Source organism: Paenirhizobium selenitireducens ATCC BAA-1503 (assembly GCF_000518785.1).
GTDB lineage: Bacteria > Pseudomonadota > Alphaproteobacteria > Rhizobiales > Rhizobiaceae > Allorhizobium > Allorhizobium selenitireducens.
Genome location: NZ_KI912495.1, coordinates 269,957 through 292,521, shown reverse-complemented (window position 1 = coordinate 292,521; position 22,565 = coordinate 269,957). Strand labels below are relative to the sequence as shown.

The window sequence follows — 22,565 nt, the reverse complement described above, 5'->3', positions numbered from 1 at the left end:
GGGACGGAAACGCATGCCGAAGGCCAAAGTATATCCGGGCGACGTGATAGACGGCTTCACAATTGGCGATCCTGCCCATCGCGGCGGCATGGCGCAGCTGTTCAGCGTCACCCATCCGGACCACGACTTCCCCATGCTGATGAAGGTGCCGGAAATGGGGGCCGGCACCGATCCGGCGATGATCGTCGGTTTCGAGATGGAACAGATGATCCTGCCCCGGCTCTCCGGCCGCCATGTCCCACGTTTCATCGCCAACGGCGATTTCGCCACTCAGCCTTACATTGTCTTCGAACGGCTCACCGGGAAGTCGCTCTATCCGATGCTCGACGATCTGCCGCGGCCGGCCGAGGAGGTCGCCTCGCTCGGCTGCCGGATCGCCGCGGCCCTCGTCGACCTGCACCGCCAGAACGTCGTCCATCTCGACATCAAGCCGTCGAACATCATGTTCCGCGAGACCGGTGAGGCCGTGCTGATCGACTACGGTCTCGCCCGCCACCTGCACCTGCCCGACCTGATGGACGAGGAATTCCGCCTGCCCTACGGCACGGCGCCCTATATGGCGCCGGAACAGATTCTCGGCGTGCGCAGCGACTTCCGCAGCGACATCTTCGCGCTCGGCGTGCTGATGTATTTCTTCGCCACGGCCAGGCGTCCGTTCGGCGATCCGCAGCGGCTGAAGGGGTTGAAGAAACGCCTGTGGCGCGATCCCGTGCCGCCGCGAGCACTGGCCCCCGACCTGCCGAAGCCGCTGCAGGAGGTGATCCTGCGCTGCCTCGAGGTCAACCCGTCCCGCCGCTATCCGACGGCGGCACAGCTGATGATGGACCTGCAGGATCTCTCCAAGGTCACGCTGACCACGCGGGCCGAAAAGCTCAAGCGTGACGGCTGGGGGGCGGTGATCAAGCGGCGCTTCAACCCGGACCCGATGGAACTGCTGCGCCCGCAAGCGGCAGCGGAAAGTGCGGCCGGCGCGCCGATCGTCATGGTGGCGATCGACCTTTCGGACGGCTCCGCCGAACTCGCCGATGCGCTGCGCCTTTCGGTCAGCCGCATCATCGAGAAGACGCCCAATGCCCGCATCGCCTGCCTGAACGTGCTGAAGATCGCCCGCATCAGCCTTGAGAGCGACCTTGACGCCGAGGGCAACAACAAGCACGTCGCGCGGCTCGTCCAGCTCAAGCACTGGGCCGAACCGCTGAAGGCGCCGGAGGGCTCGATCACCTATCACGTGATCGAAGCCGTCTCGCCGGCCGCCGCGATCCTCGACTATGCGCGCGAGAATATCGTCGACCACATCGTCATGGGTGCCCGCGCCAATTCCGCCATGCGCTCGCTGCTTGGCAGCGTGTCCGGCGAAGTGGCCGCGCAGGCGCCCTGTACCGTGACCGTCGTTCGGGTCCGCCACGCCGCCGAGCCTGCGGAATGAAGCCCGCCTAGAGGCGCAGCGCCCAGACCGTCGCACGGGGAACGGCATCGGGCGCCGCCGAAAGGCGGGCCGAGCGGACAGGCTCGAAGCCGGCGATCCGCTTGGTGCCGGCGATCCGGCCGTCATCGGCGAAGACCTCGATCGAGCCGTAGTCGAGGAAGATCCGCACCCGGCGCACCTGTGCGCCCTCGACGATGTAGCGCGGCGCGGTCCGGCCCTGTCGCTCATAGCGCAGCCAGAGCCCCGTCTCGTCCTGCACAAGGCCGAGCGCGACCTCCGGATGGTCGAATGTGAGGTCGAAGGGCAGACCCGCCTCGCGCAGCTCGAACAGCAGCTCCACCGCGCCGTTGACGAAGGAGACGGTTTGGCCGGCCGCCAGCCGCGTCCGGTCGATGATGTGGCTGCGCAGGCTTTCCGCCGCGCCGATCGGCGGGGTGAGCAGTTGCCCGTCCTCGAGCTTCAGCGTGCGCGGCAGGGTCATCGCCGAGGGGAAATCGATCGCCGGGCCGGTATCCGCCCAATTGCCGAGCCAGCCGATGCCGACAGGGTTTCCACCATCCATGAAGGCCTGGAAGGCATAATTGTCGGTGATGAAATCGAGTTCCCGGCAAAACTCGCGGGAGAATTCCCGGCCGTCGAACCAACCGACATCGACCATGGTGAGGTTCTGCCGGCCCGTGCGCTCGTCCGTGCCGTTCATCAAGCCATAGATCAGCGCCCAGCGCGTGGCGGGATCGGTCGCCCCGCCGTCGAGCGGCAGCAGGCAGGGGCATTCGATCGCCGTGGTGCTGTGGCGCGTTTCGACCATCAGCTTGCCGAGATAGGTCCAGCCGCCTGCCGCCTGCGGGTCCTGCGTCTCGTAAAGCAGGATCACGCCGCCTTCGTCGCTCTGGCTGCCGAGCAGCATCTTCCACCGCCCGTCGGGGCCCTTGAAGACGTAAGGATCGCGGAAATCGAGCGTCAGCCCCTCGCCCTCCGGCCGGTGCGGCAGGATGACCGAAGCCTCGCCGGCGCTGAACAGGTCGGCGGAAACGGCCGACATCTGGATCTCCTGCTCAGGCTGGCGCTCGCTCATCTTCTCGGTGAAGAACACCCTTATGCCCGGACCGCTGGGCAGGGGAATGGCCGAGCCGGAAAAGGCCCCGCCGCGCTTGTCGGGACGCGCGGAAAGCTCCTCCGAGGGGAAGAGGAAGACCGGCAGGTGGCGCCAGCGCAGATAGTCGGACGAGACCGCGTGGCCCCAGTGCATGTTGTTCCACATGCGGCCATGCGAATAGTGCTGGTAGAACAGATGTGGCCGGCCGCCGAAACGGCCGAAACCGTTCGGATCGTTCATCCAGCCGAAGGGCGGGCGGAAGTGATAGCCGGCGGGCAGATCCGGCGGGGCGTTGACCGGATTGGTGTGCAGCACGGTGATGCCGGTCTCCAGCACGTCGGCCGCAGTGAACCAGTAGGCGACCGAGACCGAGGTCTCCGCGCTGTCATAACGCAGCTCGATGCGGCCGCCGCCGAAGACGTGGTAGATGCGGAAGGAATTCTCCTCGGCATTGACCGCCTGGACCTCGCCGAACTTGCCATTGGCGCTGTGAAGCGACACCGAACCGGGCTTGTCGGCATGCACGGCCTTCAGCCACAGATGCAGCGTGGCGTTGACCGGAAGGTCGGCGGGAATGATGCGCAGGGTGTCGGCCTCCTGCGGCCCGGAAGCACCGCTTTGCGCCATCGCCTCGCCGGTCGATCCCGGGGCATCGCCCTTCTCTTGCGCCATGGCCGCTTGTCCTTCCATTTCGTTTTCTTTCGACAACGATCGGGTCGTCCTGCAGGTTCCCTAGCGACCGAGGGCTAGCGTCTCGCCGATCCGCAGGACCCGGGCGCGGCGGTGGCCGTCGCTCGCGGCGAGGAAACGGTCGGCCGGGGCACGCAGCGGTTCGGGCGAGAGCGCGAAGGTTCCCCAATGAATGCCGATGCCGAGCTTAGCGCGCAGTTCGGCCAGAATAAGGGCGGCGTCTTCCGGCGTCGAATGCATGTCGGCCACCAGCGGCGACGGCTCGAAGGCGCCGATCGGCACCAGCGCCAGGTCATAGGGCCCGCGACTCCTGCCGATCTCGCCGAAGACCGCGCCGTCATGGGCACTGTCGCCAACGAACAGCACCGAGCGGCCGGCAACGCGGATATCCCAGGAATAGGCATCGCCGTCGAGCTTGGCGAGCAGGTTGCGGCGGGTGCCGTGGACGGCCTCAAGCGCCGTCAAGCGGGCACGGCCGGCGACCACCGTCCCACCGACCAACGGATGGTCGACCGCGGCGAAACCGGCCTCCTCGCCGTATTTCTCCAACCCGTCCGGCAGCAGGATTCGGGCCTTCGGAAAGCGGTCGGCGATCGCCTTCAGCGACGGCGTGTGCAGATGGTCGTAGTCGCCATGGGAGATGACGACGATGTCGATCGGCGGCAGGTCGTCGAGGCCAAGCGGAGGTGCTGCATGGCGGTGCGGCAGCGGGCTTTCGAGCGAAAAGCCGCCGGCAAGGACCGGATCGGTCAGGATGGTCACGCCGCCGAGCCTGAGCAGGACCGAGGAATGGCCGAGCCAGGTAAGGCTGTCGCCGCGGATGCCGAGGCCGGCGAGCGCCTGTTGCCGCGGCAGAACCAGACCGTCATCCGCTTCCGCGCGGCGGACATAGAGGCCGGAGGCAATGTTGAGGTGATGCAGCGCCAGGCCGGCGGAACGCAGGCCGGGCGGCAGGAGGCCCGGATGCGGCTGAGCAGGATCGCCCTCCCCCATCGTGTGGCAGCCGGACAGCACCACCCCCAACAGGGCGACGGCGAGCAGGTGTTTCATGCCGGCGACCCACGCGCCAGATAGCCGAGCCGCAGACACACGCGGCCGGCCCGCCGGCCGATCGCCTGAACTTCCCGCAGCGCCGGCGCGCCCCTGCCCCTTGCCCATGCCATTCCCCAAAGCCCCTGCATTTGCCGGGGTATCCCCGATCCATAGAGCCGCATCGGCTTGCCCTTTGCAAGCGGGATCGGTCTGTCGGCCTCTCGTCCTTTCGTCCGTCACCGAACCGTCACCGTTTCTTCATCGGTCTGTGACCGACGCGATCTATGGCGGTTGCGTGCAACCATCCGGACCAGGAGCCGCCATGCGCTTGACCGCCCCGATTCTCGCCGTGCTTCTCTCGCTCGTTCCGCTCCTGCCCTCGGACGCCTCGATCGGCCCGGCAGCACCGGCCGGCCATGCCGGGCTGATCCGCGACCGGCTGTCGAACGCCAACCAGTGGCGCGACCACATCATGGTCGTCGCCCACCGCGCCGGCTGGAAGGAAATGGGCGAGGTGGTGCGGGCGGAGAACTCGAAGGCGGCGATCGACAATGCCGCGGCCATCGGCGTCGAAATGGTCGAGCTCGACGTGCGTCGCTCGAAGGACGGCGTTCTGGTCGTCATGCACGACGCGACGCTGGAGCGGACCACGACCTGCCGGGGCAAGGTTTCCGACACCACGCTTTCCACGCTCAGGGCCTGCCGGCTGGTCGTCGAGGGCAGCGGCATCGTCACCGACGAGACGGTGCCGACGCTTGCCGAGATGCTGATCCATGCCCGCGGCCGAATTTTCGTCAACATCGACAACAAGCTCGAGCCGGAGGACCTCGTCGAGATCGTCGCGACGGCGCGCGGGCTCGGCACAGCCGACGGCATCCTGATCAAGACGGCGATCTGGAACGACGAGCGACTGGAGCGCGCCCGGGCGGTGCTCGGCCGGATCGGCCCGGACGTCGCCTTCATGCCGATCCTCGCCGACGACGCGGTGCGCGACGCCGCCTTCGTCGAGCGGGTTGCCCGGGCCTTTTCCACCCGCGCCACCGAGATGATCCACTGGCGCAAGGACGCCTCCGAGCCGCTGACCGAAACCGGCGGGCCGCTGTTTTCACCGCAGGCGCGCGCGGCGGCGATCCGCGACGATTTCCACCTGTGGATCAACACCTATCCGATCACCGACCGGCCCGAGGGCATGGTCGCCGGCGGACGCGGCGACGGGCTCGCCTTTGCCGGCGGAAAGCCGGACGAAGTCTACGGCTTCTGGATCGCCCGCGGCGCGACCATCATCCAGACCGACGAGCCGAAGGCGCTGATCGACTGGCTGGGCCGCCAGGGCCTGCGCCGGCACTATGGCGGTGCCGGCAGCTGAGAAGCTTCCGGACGGGGCATCGCGCCTCATTTCCCTGCGGCCGCCCTGGCGGCGGCGGCCTCGTGCATCCACGTCAACAGGCGCTGGTACATGGCCTCGTCGCCATGGCAGCAGGGCGGACGCATGACATGGGCCTTTGTCGGCTCGCCCTTCGGCCAGTATTCGGCGAGGCAGTGACTGTGACGCCGGCAGATCGGGAAGGGACAGGTCCGCCAATAGCCGAACAGGTCGGCGCCCTTGCCAAGCCAGATCCAGCGGAAGGCCTCCGAACCGACCTGGATCGGCGCCTGTTCCAGCGGAATGTGCTGGAGATCGCCGAAAACATAGCGCTTCCACTCGTCCGGCGGCAGGCCCTCGAGCGTCTTCACGTGGCGCGCCTTGCGGCGCTTCTTCCTGGTCTTTCGTCCCGCCATGGCCGTTTTCCCATAGATCATCCGCCCGGCGCGGCTTCCGCCCGGGGTTTGCGTCTCAGTCCGGAGGCCCACGCAAGGGCAGCACCGCACAATAAATTAGAATAAGGCACCGCCCTTGCGTGGCCTTCGGCGTTCTCCAGGGGATTTCGCCCCTTTCAGACGGCATGCTCGCTCCGCTGCGGCCGTAGACATTCGCCCCGGCCTTCCATGGACGACCCAAACCGGGCTTTCGCCCGGGGGGAGCTTGAGGTGCGGGCTTGCGCCCGCCCCGCCTCACCGCCTCTCCGACGCCGGCTGCACGTTACAACCAACCCCGAAGCGCCGGCCCCCGCCTGCGCCGCAACGTCTCGCGACACATCCGACGACGGAGGCAGGGGGGATTATGCCACGGGGTCACGGGGCGGGGAAAATGTGGGGGGATTTTTTTGGGCGGTGGGAGGATTGGGGTTCGGGTGGGGAAGCTTTTTTGTCGGCTGGGGGCCGCATGTGCCTCGCTCAACCTAGTGCTTCCATCCGCGCAACTGCGACTCCCGCCGACCAGTTTCGCGCATAGCATTGCGCATATTATGACATTGCTTTTGTAAAAATCTATGCAATAGTGTTTTGAAGATAGGAGATTCGTATGCCTTTGCCGCTTCGGGATTTTGTACAGCAAGTGCTGCTGGAGAACGATCGCGCCTCCAAAGTTTTTGTGGCAATTCACAAGGCGTGGGCGAGTGCGGTGCTCCAATATCCCCAGCGCGCCCGATGGCTCAGGAAGTCCACATTTCGCGGAATTGTCTGGGAAGAGGCTATAAAGGAGCTTCACACTTTGGCGCTGGAAGATCCGGGCGTCAAGCTCGTACCTCACCGAGATACCATTTCGTTTATTTTAGAGGATGCTGTCCTCTTTCGCTTCAAGCATGCGGACCTCTCTCTGGCGACGTCAAACTACCCAACGCCTGAGGCGCGTGCTTTCGATGAACATGACATAGACTTGTACGGATTTTCCGGGCTGCAGCGTGTAGAACTCTGTTATGTGTTAAACGAGTTCGAAACGGCGATCGTTTGGGTTGGCGTATCTGCTCGCGCCAATGGCGAGTGGCTTTGGAAGATTGAACTCGGCACGACAGGTGTCGTGAATCAGGTCACTGAACCGGAGCTCTTTGAGGAGAGCCTTGACCCTCAGAGGCTCGCCAGCCTCAAGCAATCCAAGCCGGATAGTGAGGCGAAAGAACAGAAGAAACGTGATGGATAATTATGACAACGCAATTCAACTCTGAGTTGCTTTTGCTTGCGAGACAATACCGAGGAATGAGTCAAACGGAAGTTTCGGAGGCGGCAGGGCTCGATCAGGGACATTATTCACGAATAGAACGGGGGCTTCTGAACGGAGCCCCTTCTGAATCGACTATTGATTCAGTTTCTCGAGTTTTGAAATTCCCCAAAGGTTTTTTTTATCAGAATGATGAAATTTCCGGCCTCCCATTAAGCGTGCACGATGTAGCATGGCGTAAGCGAGCCTCGGTGCTTTCCTCCGATTTAAAGAGGCTTCATGCCGAATTAAATTTAAGAGTTATGCACCTTCGGCGATTTCTTACTTCGATTGAACTCTCATCCGAGCTTCCCCTACCTCGGATCGATGCCGACGAAGCTGGAGGCGCGGATAAGGTCGCTCAGCTTATACGTCGCTCGTGGATGATATCTGACGGACCCATTCGGAACCTGACGGCGCTATGCGAACGCGCCGGTATCCTTGTGATCATATGCGACTTCGTCGAGAACGTTGACGGAGTGACGATGAGGTTGCGCGATGTACCACCAATAATCTTCCTTAATCGCAAGGCTCCAGCAGACCGGATGAGGCATTCCCTTGCTCACGAACTTGGGCATCTCATTATGCATTCTGTTCCTACTGAAGAGATGGAAGCTGAAGCGGACCTATTCGCTGGCGAATTGCTGGCTCCTGCCGCGCAACTGCGCTCGGATTTGATAGGTGGACGCGTCACATTGGAACGGCTTGTCCAGTTAAAGCAATACTGGCGTGTATCGGTGGCATCTTTGCTCTATCGGGCGGGCGCAGCAAAGCTGATCTCGGAGAATCAATCCTCTTACCTGTGGCGCCAATTGAGCGCGAGAGGCTGGAGGAAAACGGAGCCAGCGGAAACTCAGTTTCCGCATGAGACCACACGGCTATTCGATCATATCCTCGCCTTGCACAAAGATACGTTGGGATACACTGCTTCGGACTTTTCTAGACTTCTCCAATTCGATGAAGAAGAATCCACGGTACTTTACGGAGCACCCGCTGGAGGAAGCGAAAAGCCCAGACTTCGTCTCATTAAATGATCACCACCCCTCGCCTGCGGCTGCGCCGGCCCGAACTTGGCGACTTCGAAGCCTATGAGGCGATGTGGTCGCATCCGGATATTCTGGTTCACATGAGTTCCGGCTCGTTCACCGTCGAGCAGATGTGGACGCGCTTTCTGCGGCAGGCCGGCGGCTGGCATTATCTGGGGTTCGGCTATTTCTCCATCGAGGAGCGCGAGACGAAGCGGTTTGTCGGGCAGATCGGTTTCCAGGATCTCCGGCGCGAGATTTCGCCTTCGCTTGAGGGGTCGATGGAGGCCGGGTGGACAATCCATCCGCAAGCCCAGGGGCTCGGCTATGCCAGCGAGGCAGCGAGGGGACTGTTTGACTGGGGGGCCGAGAATTTTTCCGGGAAGAGAGCGACCTGCATCATCGCGCCGGAGAACGGGCCTTCGTTGCGGATCGCGGCGAAGATGGGGATGACGGAGTTTGCCCGCAGCACCTATCAGGACAAGCCGGTGGTGATGTTTGAGCGGGTCTTGTGAGGGCGTGGCCGGCGCGCGTGGAGCGTGCGGCCCCCTCATCCGCCCTTCGGGCACCTTCTCCCCGTGGGGAAAGAAGAGGAAGTCGAGCGAGTCGTAGGCCTCAGATCAAAAAGAAACCGGCACCTGACCGTGGGCCAGATGCCGGGTGATGTGTCGCGGTGAACGTGGCGCTTGGCCCCTCATCCGCCCTCCGGGCACCTTCTCCCCGCAGGCGGGGAGAAGGACGCGGCGTCAGGCAGCTTTGGCGCTGGCGCCGTAGGGGTCGAAGCGGCCGTAGAAGGTTTCGCCCTTGGCGGCCATTTCCTTCAACAGCGGGGTCGGACGGAAGTGGTCGCCGTACTCTGCGGCGAGCTTTTCGCAGAGTTCCACGAAGGTCCTGACGCCCATGCCGTCGATGTAGGAGAGCGTACCGCCGGTATAGGGGGCGAAGCCGAAGCCGAGGATGGAGCCGACATCGGCTTCACGCGGGTCGGTGACGATGCCCTCTTCCATGGTGCGGGCCGCTTCCAGCGCGATGGTGACGAGCAGGCGCTGCTTGAGCACTTCGACGTCGACCTCGTCGGCCTTCTTCTGGGCAAACAGGTCCTTCAGGCCCGGCCAGAGGAACTTCTTGGCCGGCTTGGCCGGATATTCGTAGAAGCCCCTGCCGTTCTTGCGGCCGCGGCGGTCAAGCTCGTCGACCAGCTTGTTGATCAGCGTCATGTGCTTCGGTTCGACCGAGGCTTCACCCAGATCGGCGATCGAGGCCTTGAGGATCTTCTGGCTGAGATCGATCGCCACCTCGTCGTTGAGCGACAGCGGGCCGACCGGCATGCCGGCCATCTTGGCGGCATTCTCGATCATGATCGGCGGAACGCCCTCGATCAGCATGTCATAGGCTTCGTGGATGTAGCGGAAGACGCAACGGTTGACGTAGAAGCCGCGGGTGTCGTTGACGACGATCGGGGTCTTGCGGATCGCGGCGACATAGTCGAGCGCGACGGCCAGCGCCTTGTCGCCGGTTTCCTTGCCGAGGATGACTTCGGTCAGCATCATCTTCTCGACGGGCGAGAAGAAATGCACGCCGATGAACTGGGCCGGACGCTTCGAGTTCTTGGCCAGGCCGGTGATCGGCAGGGTCGAGGTATTGGAGGCAAAGATCGAGCCCTCGGGCAGCACGGCTTCGACCGCCTCGATGACGGCCTTCTTCACGTCGCGGTCTTCAAAGACGGCCTCGACGACGAGGGCGGCATCCGACAGCGAGGCATAGTCGGCGGAAGGGGTGATGAGGGAAAGCAGCTTTTCGCCGTCTTCCTTCGACATCTTGCCCTTGCCGACGGCGCCGGCGACCAGGCCTTCGGAATGGGTCTTGCCCTTGGTGGCGGCTTCGATGTCGCGGTCGATCAAGACGACCGGGATGCCGGCGGCAGCGGTCACATAGGCGATGGAGGCGCCCATGAAGCCGGCGCCGACCACGCCGACCTTGTTGAACTCGGACTTCGGTACGCCGGCCGGGCGGCGGGCGCCCTTGCCGAGTTCCTGCATCGAGACGAACAGCGAGCGGATCATCGAGAAGGCTTCGGTGGTCTGGACGATCTCGGTGAAGTAACGCTGCTCGATGCGAAGGCCGGTTTCGAAGGGAACCTGCAGGCCTTCATAGACGCTCTTCAGGATGGCGAGTGTTGCCGGATAATTGCCGGCGGTTTCGCGGCGCAGGATCGCCGAGGCGGCCGGCCAGAGCTGGGCAGCAGCGGGGGTCCAGATACCGCCGCCGGGGGCCTTGAAGCCCTTTTCGTCCCAGGGGGCGACGGGTTTCAGACCGTCCTTGATCATCTGCTTGGCGGCCGGGATCAGCTGGTCGGGCTCGACCACCTGGTGCACGAGGTTCATCGCCTTGGCGCGCGAGGCGGTGAGCGACTGACCGGTGGTCATCATCTGCAGGGCATCCTGCGTGCCGGTGAGGCGGGCGACACGCTGGGTGCCGCCGGCGCCGGGGAAGATGCCGACCTTGACTTCAGGAAGCGCGAGCTTCACCGACTTGGCATTGGAGGCGACGCGGCCGTGGCAGGACAGCGCCAGCTCGAAGGCGCCGCCCATGCAGGTGCCGTTGATCGCGGCGACCCAGGGCTTGCCGTTGGTCTCGATCTTGCGCCACAGCCAGGACATGCGGCCGGCGGCGTCGAACAGCTTCTTGACCGCGCTGTCGGGGTTCTTCGCCTTTTCGTCCTCGAGCATGGCGAACATGCCCTTGATCATGGTGAGATCGGCGCCGCCGGAGAAGGTCGACTTGCCCGACGTGAAGACCACGCCCTTGACGGCAGCATCGGCGACGGTCGCATCAACGATTTTCTCGATCTCGTCCATCACCTCGACGGTGAAGACGTTCATCGACTTGTCGGGCATGTTCCAGGTGACCAGCGCAATGCCGTCGGCGTCGGTCTCGATGGTGAAGTTCTTGTAGGTGCTCATGATGGGATTCCTCTTCCCTTGAATTTCGGTGTTGTGCAGAGCAGCCCCCTCACCCGGCCTCCGCTTCGCTCGGCCACCCTCTCCCCGAGGGGAGAGGAGGATCGGATGCGTTGCGGCAGTTGCTCTTCTCCCCTCGGGGAGAAGGTGCCGGCAGGCGGATGAGGGGGCGTTCCTTCAAACTCTCTCGATGATCGTCGCCGTGCCCATGCCGGCGCCGATGCAGAGCGTGACGAGCGCGGTGTTCAGGTCGCGCCGCTCCAGTTCGTCGAGCACGGTGCCGAGGATCATGGCGCCGGTGGCGCCGAGCGGATGGCCCATGGCGATCGCGCCGCCGGCGACGTTCATCACGTCGTGGCTGACGTTGAAATGCTGCATGAAGCGCAGGACGACGGCGGCGAAGGCCTCGTTCAGCTCGAACAGGTCGATGTCGGAGATCTTCATGCCGGAGCGCTTCAGCAGCTTCTCGGTGACGTCGACCGGGCCGGTCAGCATCAGGGCCGGATCGGAGCCGATATTGGTGAAGGCGCGGATGCGGGCGCGCGGCTTCAGGCCCATCGACTGGCCGCCGGCCTTGGAGCCGACCAGCACGGCTGCGGCGCCGTCGACGATGCCCGACGAATTGCCGGCATGGTGGACGTAGGAAATCTTCTCGATCTCCGGATGGGCCTGGATGGCGACGGCTTCGAAGCCGCCCATCTCACCGGGCATCTGGAAGGAGGCCTGGAGGCTTGCCAGCGACTGCATGTCGGTGCCGGGGCGCATGTGCTCGTCACGGTCGAGGATGACGAGGCCGTTCTGGTCCTTCACCGGAATGACCGACTTGGCGAAATGGCCCTTTTCCCAGGAGGCGGCGGAGCGCTTCTGGCTCTCGACGGCATAGGCGTCTACGTCGTCGCGCGAGAAGCCGTATTTGGTGGCGATCAGGTCGGCCGACACGCCCTGCGGCATGAAATAGGACGGGAAGTTGACCGAGGGGTCCATGTACCAGGCGCCGCCGGACATGCCCATGCCGATGCGCGACATGCTCTCCACGCCGCCGGCAATGACGATGTCGTCGGAACCGGCCATGACCTTGCCGGCGGCGAGGTTGATGGCGTCGAGGCCGGAGGCGCAGAAGCGCGAGATCTGGATGCCGGGGGCCGAGAAGGCATAGCCGGCTTCGAAGGCGGCGGCCTTGGGGATGACGGCGCCGGCTTCCATGACCGGGTCGACGCAGCCGAAGATGATGTCGTCGACGGTCGATGTGTCGAGGCCGTTGCGGTCGCGCAACGCTTCGAGCGCCTTGGCGGCAAGGCGGGGCGTCGGCACTTCGTGCAGCGAGCCATCCTTCTTGCCACGGCCGCGCGGGGTGCGCACGTGGTCGTAGATGAATACGTCGGTCATTGGTTCTCTCCCTTGGGGCGCGCGGGCGCCGAAATTTCCTTGTCCCTCTTCTCCCCAGTGGGGAGAAGTGCCGAGCGAATGCGAGGCGATGAGGGGGCCGGTTGCGCAAGCGCCCCCTCATCCGGCCCTGTCGGGCCACCTTCTCCCCGGTGGGGAGAAGGGGAGGATCAGAACGCTTCGGCGGCCATTTCCATGACGCTGTCGGCGCCGGCCTCGATGCGGATCTTGCGCAGTGCCGTTTCCGGCATGATCTTCTCCATGAAGAAGCGGCCGGTGAGCAGCTTGTTCTTGAAGTAGTCGGCATCGCCGGTGCCGGCGGCCAGGCTTTCGTTGGCGGCCTTGGCCATCTTCGCCCACATGTAGCCGAGCACGACAAGGCCGAACATATGCATGTAGTCGGTCGAGCCGGCGCCGGCATTGTCGGGCTTGGCCATGGCGTTCTGCATGAACCACATGGTCGAGGCCTGCAGGTCGTTCAGGCCCTTCTTCAGCGACTTGGTGAAGAAGGCCAGGTTCTCGTCGGCGCGGTTTTCCTCGCAGAAATCGCCGATCTCCTTGAACAGGGCCATGACGGCGCGGCCGCCATTGGCGCCGAGCTTGCGGCCGACGAGGTCGAGCGCCTGGATGCCGTTGGCGCCCTCGTAGATCATCGCGATGCGGGCATCGCGGACATACTGGCTCATCCCGTGTTCTTCGATATAGCCATGGCCGCCGAAGACCTGCTGGGCCATCACGGCATGGTCGAAGCCCTTGTCGGTCAAAACACCCTTCAGGATCGGGGTGGCGAGGCCGAGCAGGTCGTCAGCCGTCTGCTTTTCGGTCGCATCACCCGAACGATGGGCGATGTCGGATTTCAGCGCCGTCCACAGCGTGAAGGCGCGGCCGGCTTCGGTGAAGGACTTGATGGTCAGAAGCGCGCGACGAATGTCCGGGTGAACGATGATCGGATCGGCCTTCTTGTCCGGCGCCTTGACGCCGGAGAGAGAGCGGCCCTGGATGCGCTCGCGCGCATAGTTGACGGCGTTCTGGTAGGCGACTTCGGCAATCGACAGACCCTGGAGACCGACGCCGAGGCGCGCCTCGTTCATCATGACGAACATGGCGGCAAGGCCCTTGTTCTCGGCGCCGAGCAGGTAGCCGGTCGCCTCGTCATAGTTCATCACGCAGGTCGAGTTGCCGTGGATGCCCATCTTGTGCTCGAGCGCGCCGCAGGAAACGGTGTTACGCGCGCCGACCGAACCGTCTTCGTTGACCATGAACTTCGGAACGATGAAGAGCGAGATGCCCTTGGTGCCTTCCGGCGCGCCCTCGATGCGGGCGATCACCAGATGGATGATGTTGTCGGTCATGCCGTGTTCGCCGGCCGAGATGAAGATCTTCTGGCCGGAAATCTTGTAGGAGCCGTCGCCCTGCGGAACGGCCTTGGTGCGCAGCAGGCCAAGGTCGGTGCCGCAATGGGGTTCGGTGAGGTTCATGGTGCCGGACCAGGTGCCCTCGACCATCTTCGGCAGGTAGGTCTGCTTCTGCGCGTCGGAACCATGCACGAGGATGGCGGCGATCGCACCCTGGGTCAGGCCCGGATACATCATCAACGCCATGTTGGCGGACGACATGTATTCGCCGACGGCGGCGTGCAGCGTGTAGGGCAGGCCCTGGCCGCCATATTCCTGCGGCACTGCGAGACCGATCCAGCCGCCCTGACAATAGGCGTCATAGGCCTCCTTGAAGCCCTTCGGCACCGTCACGGTTGCGTCGTCATTGCGCTTGCAGCCTTCCTGGTCGCCAGACAGGTTGAGCGGGAAGAGCTGTCCTTCGGCCAGCTTCGCGGCCTCGCCGACAATGGCTTCGATCATGTCCGGGGTGGCGTCCTCGAAACCGGGCAGATTGTGGTAGCGGTCGAGGCCGAGCACATTGTTCAGAACGAAAAGCGTATCGTTTACCGGGGCCTTGTAGACAGGCATGGATCATCTTCCTCCGAGACTAGATGCCGGACGGGGTCCGGATGGGTTCAGGCTATATATAAAATATTGACGTTTGCGTAAACGTCAAAATCTGCAGCATGGAGGATTTTTTGCGCTTTCCCGCTGCCCGGTCGCACCTGCACAGCCGAATCCACGAGCCCCCCAGCGCAGGATAATTCAGAAAGCGTTAAAAGTTTTTTCAGTCCGGTTAACGAGTTGTTTACCACGTTTCGTGAATTGTTGCGGGCGAAAGGTGATGATCCGCACTGCGTCGCGGCGGCATCCGGATATCCGGCCCAAGCCACCGCCAAGCATCTGTTCCGGGCAAGCGACCGGAGCCGACCATCGCCGAGCATCACCACACCCCGGGACCTTCGGTCCGGGGCGACCTGAACCGAAGCGAGCAAGACCATGAACGGATCGCGATCTACTCCTTCCCGCCCCGGCGGCGCTTCATCGCTCGATGCGCTGAACCGCACGATCGAAGGGCTGGAGGCGCGCATCGAAGGCCTGATGGGAACCACGGCGCGTCCGCGCCTGCCGGAAGAGCCGAGACGCGAAGGCGTGCGCGAGCGCGTCGAGGAACGTCTTTCGCGTTCCGAGCGCGACCCGCGGCCCGATCCGCTCGCAGAGATCCGCCAGCGCCAGCGCCTGCTCGAGGAAAGCCGCTCGCGCCCGCTGGAACGCGCGGCACCCGCGCCCCGCACGGCCGAACGCGCCGATCCCTACATGCCGGCACCGCAGCCGCGCGTCGCCGCCATTCCGCCGCTGCCGCAGCCGCCGGTCGCCTTTCCGGCTGAGACGATCACCCGCGACATCACCCAGGCCCTGCTCGGGCTGCGCCAGGAACTGAAGCAGGACATTTCGGAGGGGCTGGCCCGCGAGATCAGCGGCCTGCGCAACGAGATGCGGGGCATCCGCAGCCTCGCCGAACAGCAGCGCCCGTCCGACGACGTGCGCGAGGACATTGCCCGCCTTGCCGACAGCATCCAGCACCTGGGCCAGGTCCGGGCGCCGGGCGCCGACGGACTGCGCGCCGAATTCGAGGAACTGCGCTCGCTGATGGACGGCCTGGCGCGCGAGGATTCGGTGCGCCACATGGAAAGCCGCTGGGAGCAGATCGAGGAGCGGCTGGAGGACGCCGATCCGGCAGCCCTCAGGGACGAGCTCGTGCGGCTCGCCGACCGGCTCGACGACATCAAGGCGCATCTCGGCAAGATGGGCGACAATCGCGCCATCCACGCGCTGGAAGACAAGCTCGTGACGCTGGCGGCCGCTCTCGAACATATCGGCGCCCATATCGATCCGAGTGAACGCATGCTGACCGAGCAGTTCGCCGGCATCGACATGCGGCTCGACGAGATCACCCGGGCAATCGCCGCCGGTAGCCGCACTGTCGCCAATACGCCCGACAACACGACCTTCCAGCGCATCGAGGACCGCATCACCGGGCTTGCCCGCCAGATCGAGCTTCTCGCCCAGCACCCGCACCCGCAAGAGGATCCGGCCAGCGACCTCGGCGAACGGATCGAATCGCTTGCCGCGCGCATCGAGGAACTGACCGCCGAACAGGCCGCCAATCGGCTGGAGGAACGCCTCGACCATCTGTCGCAGCTGCTGGAGCGGGCGCAGATGCCGGTGCCGCAGCCGGAACTGACCAGCTATCTCGCCGACATTTCCCGCAAGATCGACGCGCTCGACCACGGCGAAGTCAACGACCGGCTGGCCGACCGGCTGGACCTTCTGGCCCGCCGTATCGAGGAAATCGATGTCCCGGAGGCCAGCCCCGCCCGCATCGACGACAGCGTGCTTCGCCATTTCGAACAGCGGCTCAATGCCGTGGTCGACCGGCTCGAAGAAACGAACGCGACCCCGGCCAGCGACAATGCCAGCCTGCGCGGCCTAGAAGAACAGATCGCCCATCTGTCGGCGCTGATCAGCAGCCCGGCAACCGACAGCGGCTCGGGCACGCAGTTCGCCGGGCGGATCTCGGCGCTCGAAGACTACATGGCGACCAGCGACGAATACATCATCGAAGCGGCGCGCCAGGCAGCGGAAACCGTGATGGAAACCTATGCGCGGCAGGCCCCGGCGCAAGGCGGCAGCACCGCCGACGTTGCGGCGCTTTCGGCGCTGTCGGACCATCTGCGCCATCTCGAGGATTTCAGCCGGCATTCCGAGGAGCGCACCCACCGCACCTTCGAAGCCCTGCACGACACGCTGGTGCAGATCGCCACCCGGCTGGACCAGCTGGGCGAGAGCGGCCAGCGTTTTGCGCCTGAGCCCGTCGCAGCGCCCCAGGCGCCGTTGCAGCCGCAGCCGGCCGTGCAGCCCGCGCGCGCGCAGCCGGTCGCCCAGAAGGCCTTTGCCGAGAGAGCGCCGGCCATCGAGCCGGTTCAGTCCCAGCGCGAAGCCGCCGCAACCGTTCAGGTCGATACCCTGCTGGCTGAAGCGCCGATGATCGAGGCTGCGCGACCGGAGAAGAAGGCGGAAAAGCCGAGCCTGCTCGCCGGTCTCAGCAAGCGCCTGTTGCCCGGCCAGAAGAAGGACGTGCAGGCCGCTTCCGGCCGCCGCCATATCGACAAGGCACCGTCGATCGACCCGGCCGAGGTCATGCCGCCGGAAGAAGAAAACGAGTTGCTGGAGCCGGGCTCCGGCGCGCCGGACGTCCGCAAGATCCTCGAACGCGTCCGGGCCAGCCAGGCCAGCCAGCGCGGAGAGGCCGCCGGCACCGGTGACGCCGATGCCGACCGCGCCGACTATATCGCTGCCGCGCGCCGCGCCGCCCAGGCTGCGGCGCTCGAGATGGAGCATACGCCGCGCACCACCTCGGCCATGCCGTCGAACGCTGCCGAGAAGGCTTCGGCGCTCGCCCGCTATCGCCGCCCGATCCTGATGGCGGTCGGTGCGATCCTGCTCGCCGCCATGGCCCTGCCGCTGGTCAACACCCTGACGCGTGGCGAGAAATCGCCGCCCGTGATCACGGCACCGACCGACGAGAACAGCATGGCGCCGGTCGCCGACAACAAGGAAACGGCCGCGCAGACCGCGATCGAACCGTCCGCCGCGACAGAGGAGCAGCTCGCCGCGACCTCCGTTCCGGCTGAACCGACCATCACCACCGAGGCGCCTGCCCCGGCAGCCTCCGCTCTCGTCGAGCGCGCTCCGCTCGATGACGGCGCCCCGCAGACGCTGACGCCGGCCGGAACGGAACAGGCCGAACAGACCGACGGATTTGCCCCGGCGCCGAAGGCAGCCCTGCCGGAAGACGCCGTCGCAGCCGCCGATCCGCAGGCCGAAACCGCAACGCCGCCGGCAGCCGAGATCGTCGTTCCGGCGGAGATCACGCCGCCGTCGCTGTCGCTTGCCGCCAAGCAGGGCGATCCGCTGGCGCTGTTCGAAATCGGCTCGCGCTATACCGATGGCCGCGGCGTGGCGAGCGACTTCGCCGAAGCGGCGAAGTGGTACAAGCTCTCCGCCGACAAGGGTTTCGCCCCGGCCCAGTATCGTCTCGCCAACCTCCTGGAAAAGGGCACCGGCGTGCCGCGCGACATCCAGGCGGCCAAGACGCTCTACCAGCAGGCCGCCGACGCCGGCAATGCCAGCGCCATGCACAATCTCGCCGTGCTCTACGCTTCAGGCAGCGACGGCGCGCAGGACTATGCCAAGGCCGCCGAATGGTTCGGCAAGGCCGCCGATCTCGGCGTATCGGACAGCCAGTTCAACCTGGCGATCCTCTTTGCGCGAGGCAACGGCGTGCCGCAGGATCTCGAGGCTTCCTACAAGTGGTTCGCGCTGGTCGCCAAGGAAGGCGACAAGGACGCCGCCCAGAAGCGCGACGAAGTGGCCAATGCGATGAAGCCGGACCAGTTGGAGCGGGCCCGCGCCCAGGTCGACCTGTGGAAGGCAAAGCCGCTCGACGTCAACGCAAACTCCGCCAACACGCCGGACGAATGGGTCGGCAAGGGCCTGAAAACCGCCAGCGTCGACATGAAGAAGGCGATCCGCAACATTCAGGCGATCCTCGGCAAGAATGGCTTCGATGCGGGCACGCCGGACGGCGTGATGGGCGAGAAAACGGTCTCCGCCATCAAGGCCTTCCAGACGTCGATCGGCCAGGAACCGACCGGCCAGATTACCGACAAACTGGTGAACGAGCTGCTGGCGCGCAACAAATGAGGGCGGCGCGTCATAAAATTGGAAAAAAGCCAGCGTAAGGCAGCTTCCAAGAATTGACTCGCCCTGCCTGCGGGCGCAAGAAAGAACTGATATAGGTCAAGTCCGATCAAAGACTTGAGCCTGTTTCGCTTTCTGCCGAACACAGGCGGCATCCCCGACTTGACCCCCTATTGAACCCGCTTCGGCGGGCTGGCGCATTTGAGGTCCGAGCGTGACGATCTACCTGCCGATCGCAGAACTGTCGGTGAACATCTTCATCGTGCTCGGAATGGGTGCCGCCGTCGGGTTTCTGTCCGGCATGTTCGGCGTGGGCGGCGGCTTTCTGATCACGCCGCTCTTGATCTTCTACAACATCCCGCCCGTGGTCGCTGTTGCGACCGGCGCCAACCAGGTGGTGGCCTCGTCGGTCTCCGGCGCAATCACCCATTTCCGCCGCGGCACGCTCGACGTGAAGCTCGGCCTGGTGCTGCTGGTCGGCGGTCTGGCGGGCGCCTCGGTCGGTGTGTTCATCTTCTCCTGGCTGAGGCGGCAGGGCCAGCTCGACCTCGTCATCTCGCTTCTCTACGTGATCTTCCTCGGGACCGTCGGCATCCTGATGCTAATGGAAAGCCTCAACGCCATGCGCCGGGCGGCGCGCAACCAGCCGGCGAGCCTCAAGCGGCCGGGCCAGCACAACTGGGTGCACCGCCTGCCCTTCAAGATGCGGTTCAAGAAGTCGAAGATCTATCTGAGCGTCCTGCCGATCATCGCGCTCGGCTTCGCCATCGGTATCCTCACTTCGGTGATGGGCGTCGGCGGCGGTTTCATCATGGTGCCGGCAATGATCTATCTGCTGCGCATCCCGACGAGCGTCGTCGTCGGCACGTCGCTGTTCCAGATCATCTTCACCACCGCCTACACCACCATCGTCCAGGCGGCGACCAACTATTCGGTCGACATCGTGCTCGCCTTCATCCTGATGCTGGCCGGCGTCATCGGTGCGCAATACGGCGTGCGCGTCGGCCAGAAGCTGCGCGGCGAACAGTTGCGCGCGCTGCTCGGCCTGCTGGTGCTGGCGGTGGGGCTGAGGCTCGCCGTCGAGCTGGTAGTGACGCCGGACGACCTGTACTCCATCGCGATCGGAGGCTGACGATGCGCCGGCTCCTCCTCACGATCGCGACCCTCTCCGTCCTTCTCGTCGGGGGCGAAAGCCGCGCCCAGGTTCCGCTCGCGACCGACATGACCGGCAAGGAGGGCCTCGACATCGGCACCTCCACCAGCGAAATCGCCATCACCTCGGATTTCCGCGGCGCCGATCTCACCATTTTCGGCGCCGTGACCAACAGCGACACGCTGCTTCTGGCGATCGGCCAGTATGACGTGGTGGTGACGCTCGAAGGGCCGCGCGACGACACGACGGTGCGGCGCAAGGACCGGCTGTTCGGCATCTGGGTCAACCGCACATCCATGACCTTCGAGCGCATGCCGACCTCCTATTCGCTGGCAAGCACCCGGGCCCTTTCGGAAGTCACCAAGCCGCAGACGCTGACCCAACTCGGCATCGGCACCGACCACATGGCGCTGACACCGACCGGTTACCTGAGCAATGCCGCGAATCTGAAGGATTTCCGCGAGGCCTTCCGGCGGCTGAAGCAGACGGGCGGCCTCTACCAGGGCGAGGAGGCGGGCGTGCGCTTCGTCAGCTCCAGCCTGTTCAAGGCGACGCTCCGGCTGCCGGCCAACATCCCCGACGGGGTGCATATCGCCCATGCCTATCTGTTCAAGACGGGCGAGTTCATCGCCGAGCGGGAGCTGCCGCTCCGGGTGATCAAGACGGGCCTCGAGGATTCCATTTCGCGGGCGGCGCACGAGAACCCGCTGACCTACGGCATGTTCTCGGTGTTGCTGGCGCTGATCACCGGCTGGGGTGCGAGCCTGATCTTCCGCCGCGACTAGAGCGTTTCCATCTTCGCCTTGACCGCGAGATAGGCCGCGGTCAGCCGTGCGAGCGCCGACGGCGTGCCCGCGGGCATGGGTTTGCCGAGATGCAGCGCCCTGAGCTCGGCCATGAAATCCCGCCAGAGGTCGCGCCCGCCCTTTTCCAGAAGCTCGGCGCGGATCGCCAGGTCTTCCGACACGTCCAGATATTTGCGGCCCCAGGCGCCCATTTCGGCGAACAGCGGCACGAGGTCGATCGACATTTCGGTAAGGCTGTAGATCGCCTTCTGCTTGTGGCTCGGATCGTCGGCGCGGCTGAGCAGCCCCTTGTCGACCAGCTTCTTCAGGCGGCCGGCGAGAATGTTGGAAGCGATCCCCTCCTCGGAATTCTGCAAAAGTTCGCGGAAGTGACGGCGGTTGCCGAACATGACATCGCGAATGACGATCAGGCTCCAGCGGTCGCCGAGAACCTCCAGCGTCAGATTGATCGGGCATCCGGAGCGGTGGGCTTCAGACATGGCGTCTCCTCTCGACCAGTTGCGATCTGCCATCAGTTGAGCTAAAAGACAACCGCTTGCATATTGCAATCAGTTTTTGAGATTCAAAGGGAGGACCCCATGCGCAAACTGATCATCTGGAACCTGATGACGCTCGACGGCTATTTCGAGGGCAAGTCGCCCTGGGACCTCGGCTATCACCAACTCGCCTGGGGCGACGAATTGAGGGCCTATGCGCTGGAGATCGGCCGGCAGGCGGACCTGCTGGTGTTCGGCCGGAAGACCTATGAGGGCATGGCGGCGCACTGGACCGAGGCGACCGAAGAGCTGGAGATCAAGGCCTACATGAACGCGATCGCCAAGATCGTCGTCAGTCGCAGCCTTGACAGAGCGGACTGGAACAACACCCGCATCGTCCGCGACGTCGTCGGCGAAATCACCGCGCTCAAGGCACTGCCGGGCAAGGACATCTTCGTCTTCGGAAGTGCGGAACTCACGGACAGCCTGTTGAAAGCCGGGCTGGTCGACGAGATCCGGCTGTGCATCGTGCCGGTGGTGCTCGGCGGCGGCAACCCACATTTCAAGCCGGCCGAGACGCCGAGGGTGTTCACGCTGCTCGAGACCCGTCCGCTGAAGACCGGCGGGGTGGTGCTGCGCTATGCGCCGGCGGCGGCAGGCTGAAGCCTTGAAGAGGCGGCACCGACCAGGGTCGCCGCCGCATCGCCCGCGGTCTCCATGTAACCCGGATCGCGATTGAGCAGCACGACGGCAAAGGCGCCGTCGAGCAGCAGGATGATCTGGCGGGCGAGCATGCGCGGTTCGCCCAGGCCCTCCGCTTCGAACAGCCCGGCGAGCCAGTCCTCGACGCGCCGCTTGTGGGCCGCGCCGATCTTGATCGCGGGATGGCCGGGCATGTTGGCAAGTTCGGCGGAGGTGCGCAGAAAGCCGCAGCCTTTCCATTTCGGGTGACGGGCGAAGGCCGCGAGCCGGATGAAGATGGTCCTGATCCGTTCCGGCAGCGGACCCTCCGCCTCGGCGAACCATTGCTGGAACCGGGCGAAGCTCGGCTGGTCGCGCTGTTCGAGATAGGCGGCGACCAGATCGTCCTTGCTCTCGAAGTGATAGTAGAGCGTGCGCTTGGTGATGCCGGCCTCGTCGGCGATGGCATCAACGCTGACGCGCCGGATGCCCTCGTCATAGAAGAGCTTCGCGGCAGCGGAGATTATGCTTTCCCGGGTCTGTCTCGGCGGTGCTGTCATGCGGGCAATGTATACCGACCAGTGAGTGTGCACAATCCGCTCGTCTTGCTAGCCTTGAGTGACG

18 protein-coding genes are annotated in these 22,565 nt (G+C 64.7%); 9 read left to right on the top strand and 9 right to left on the bottom strand.

Features of this window, described 5'->3' with window-relative positions; translation table 11 throughout:
- The first annotated feature begins 13 nt into the window (after positions 1-13).
- A complete protein-coding gene (locus L867_RS0122430; RefSeq protein WP_028738912.1) occupies positions 14-1,426 on the top strand; it encodes a serine/threonine protein kinase in 1,413 nt (470 codons plus the stop codon).
- Positions 1,427-1,433: 7 nt separating this feature from the next.
- On the opposite strand, the gene L867_RS0122425 is transcribed toward L867_RS0122430, so the two are convergent.
- Complete coding sequence (locus L867_RS0122425; protein ID WP_028738911.1) at positions 1,434-3,149, bottom strand: GH32 C-terminal domain-containing protein; 1,716 nt, start codon at positions 3,147-3,149, stop codon at positions 1,434-1,436.
- 105 nt (positions 3,150-3,254) lie between these two features.
- Positions 3,255-4,262, bottom strand: a complete 1,008-nt coding sequence (locus tag L867_RS0122420) for an MBL fold metallo-hydrolase (RefSeq protein ID WP_028738910.1) — start codon at positions 4,260-4,262, stop codon at positions 3,255-3,257.
- Positions 4,263-4,566: 304 nt separating this feature from the next.
- Between L867_RS0122420 and L867_RS26155 the strand changes: the two genes are divergently transcribed.
- Entirely contained in the window at positions 4,567-5,610 is a 1,044-nt protein-coding gene (locus tag L867_RS26155; RefSeq protein WP_051439164.1) for a glycerophosphodiester phosphodiesterase family protein, read from the top strand.
- Positions 5,611-5,636: 26 nt separating this feature from the next.
- On the opposite strand, the gene L867_RS0122410 is transcribed toward L867_RS26155, so the two are convergent.
- Positions 5,637-6,023, bottom strand: a complete 387-nt coding sequence (locus tag L867_RS0122410; RefSeq protein WP_146086613.1) for a hypothetical protein — start codon at positions 6,021-6,023, stop codon at positions 5,637-5,639.
- 622 nt (positions 6,024-6,645) lie between these two features.
- On the opposite strand from L867_RS0122410, the gene L867_RS0122405 reads away from it, so the two are divergent.
- From L867_RS0122405 to L867_RS0122395, 3 genes are read left to right on the top strand one after another with little or no spacing between them, the layout of a single operon-like run.
- Entirely contained in the window at positions 6,646-7,260 is a 615-nt protein-coding gene (locus L867_RS0122405; RefSeq protein WP_028738908.1) for a hypothetical protein, read from the top strand.
- 2 nt (positions 7,261-7,262) lie between these two features.
- Positions 7,263-8,351, top strand: coding sequence for a helix-turn-helix domain-containing protein (locus L867_RS0122400; protein ID WP_028738907.1), 1,089 nt, complete (start codon positions 7,263-7,265; stop codon positions 8,349-8,351).
- Positions 8,348-8,857 carry a GNAT family N-acetyltransferase gene (locus tag L867_RS0122395; protein ID WP_028738906.1) on the top strand — a complete coding sequence of 170 codons (510 nt, stop codon included), beginning with the start codon at positions 8,348-8,350 and terminating at the stop codon, positions 8,855-8,857. Before L867_RS0122400 ends, L867_RS0122395 begins: the two co-directional genes overlap by 4 nt.
- A gap of 231 nt (positions 8,858-9,088) precedes the next feature.
- Here the strand turns inward: L867_RS0122395 and L867_RS0122390 are convergent, their stop codons facing one another.
- The 4 genes from L867_RS0122390 to L867_RS27610 all read right to left on the bottom strand — a co-directional run bounded on the left by L867_RS0122390 (position 9,089) and on the right by L867_RS27610 (position 14,960).
- Complete coding sequence (locus L867_RS0122390; protein WP_028738905.1) at positions 9,089-11,305, bottom strand: FAD-dependent oxidoreductase; 2,217 nt, start codon at positions 11,303-11,305, stop codon at positions 9,089-9,091.
- Positions 11,306-11,479: 174 nt separating this feature from the next.
- Positions 11,480-12,688, bottom strand: a complete 1,209-nt coding sequence (locus L867_RS0122385) for an acetyl-CoA C-acetyltransferase (protein WP_028738904.1) — start codon at positions 12,686-12,688, stop codon at positions 11,480-11,482.
- A gap of 167 nt (positions 12,689-12,855) precedes the next feature.
- Positions 12,856-14,649 carry an acyl-CoA dehydrogenase C-terminal domain-containing protein gene (locus L867_RS0122380; RefSeq protein ID WP_028738903.1) on the bottom strand — a complete coding sequence of 598 codons (1,794 nt, stop codon included), beginning with the start codon at positions 14,647-14,649 and terminating at the stop codon, positions 12,856-12,858.
- Between the two features lie 47 nt (positions 14,650-14,696).
- Complete coding sequence (locus L867_RS27610) at positions 14,697-14,960, bottom strand: hypothetical protein (protein WP_146086614.1); 264 nt, start codon at positions 14,958-14,960, stop codon at positions 14,697-14,699.
- A gap of 100 nt (positions 14,961-15,060) precedes the next feature.
- Here L867_RS27610 and L867_RS0122370 point away from each other — a divergent pair, with 100 nt between their 5' ends.
- The 3 genes from L867_RS0122370 (at position 15,061) to L867_RS0122360 (ending at position 20,763) form a co-directional block, all read left to right on the top strand.
- The gene (locus L867_RS0122370) at positions 15,061-18,828 is read left to right on the top strand and encodes a peptidoglycan-binding protein (protein ID WP_028738902.1); all 3,768 of its coding nucleotides are present in this window, start codon (positions 15,061-15,063) and stop codon (positions 18,826-18,828) included.
- A 211-nt stretch (positions 18,829-19,039) separates the two neighbouring features.
- Complete coding sequence (locus L867_RS0122365) at positions 19,040-19,957, top strand: sulfite exporter TauE/SafE family protein (RefSeq protein WP_028738901.1); 918 nt, start codon at positions 19,040-19,042, stop codon at positions 19,955-19,957.
- Positions 19,958-19,959: 2 nt separating this feature from the next.
- Positions 19,960-20,763, top strand: coding sequence for a TIGR02186 family protein (locus L867_RS0122360; RefSeq protein WP_028738900.1), 804 nt, complete (start codon positions 19,960-19,962; stop codon positions 20,761-20,763).
- Here the strand turns inward: L867_RS0122360 and L867_RS0122355 are convergent.
- A complete protein-coding gene (locus L867_RS0122355) occupies positions 20,760-21,263 on the bottom strand; it encodes a winged helix-turn-helix transcriptional regulator (protein WP_028738899.1) in 504 nt (167 codons plus the stop codon). The two genes, L867_RS0122360 and L867_RS0122355, sit on opposite strands and share 4 nt — an antisense overlap.
- 99 nt (positions 21,264-21,362) lie before the next feature.
- Between L867_RS0122355 and L867_RS0122350 the strand changes: the two genes are divergently transcribed.
- Positions 21,363-21,923: a dihydrofolate reductase family protein gene (locus L867_RS0122350; RefSeq protein WP_028738898.1), complete on the top strand. Its 561-nt coding sequence runs from the start codon at positions 21,363-21,365 to the stop codon at positions 21,921-21,923.
- Here L867_RS0122350 and L867_RS0122345 read toward each other — a convergent pair.
- Positions 21,899-22,501 (bottom strand): TetR/AcrR family transcriptional regulator, encoded by a 603-nt coding sequence (locus L867_RS0122345; protein WP_028738897.1) that lies wholly within the window; start codon positions 22,499-22,501, stop codon positions 21,899-21,901. The genes L867_RS0122350 and L867_RS0122345 overlap by 25 nt on opposite strands.
- Positions 22,502-22,565: the final 64 nt, after the last annotated feature.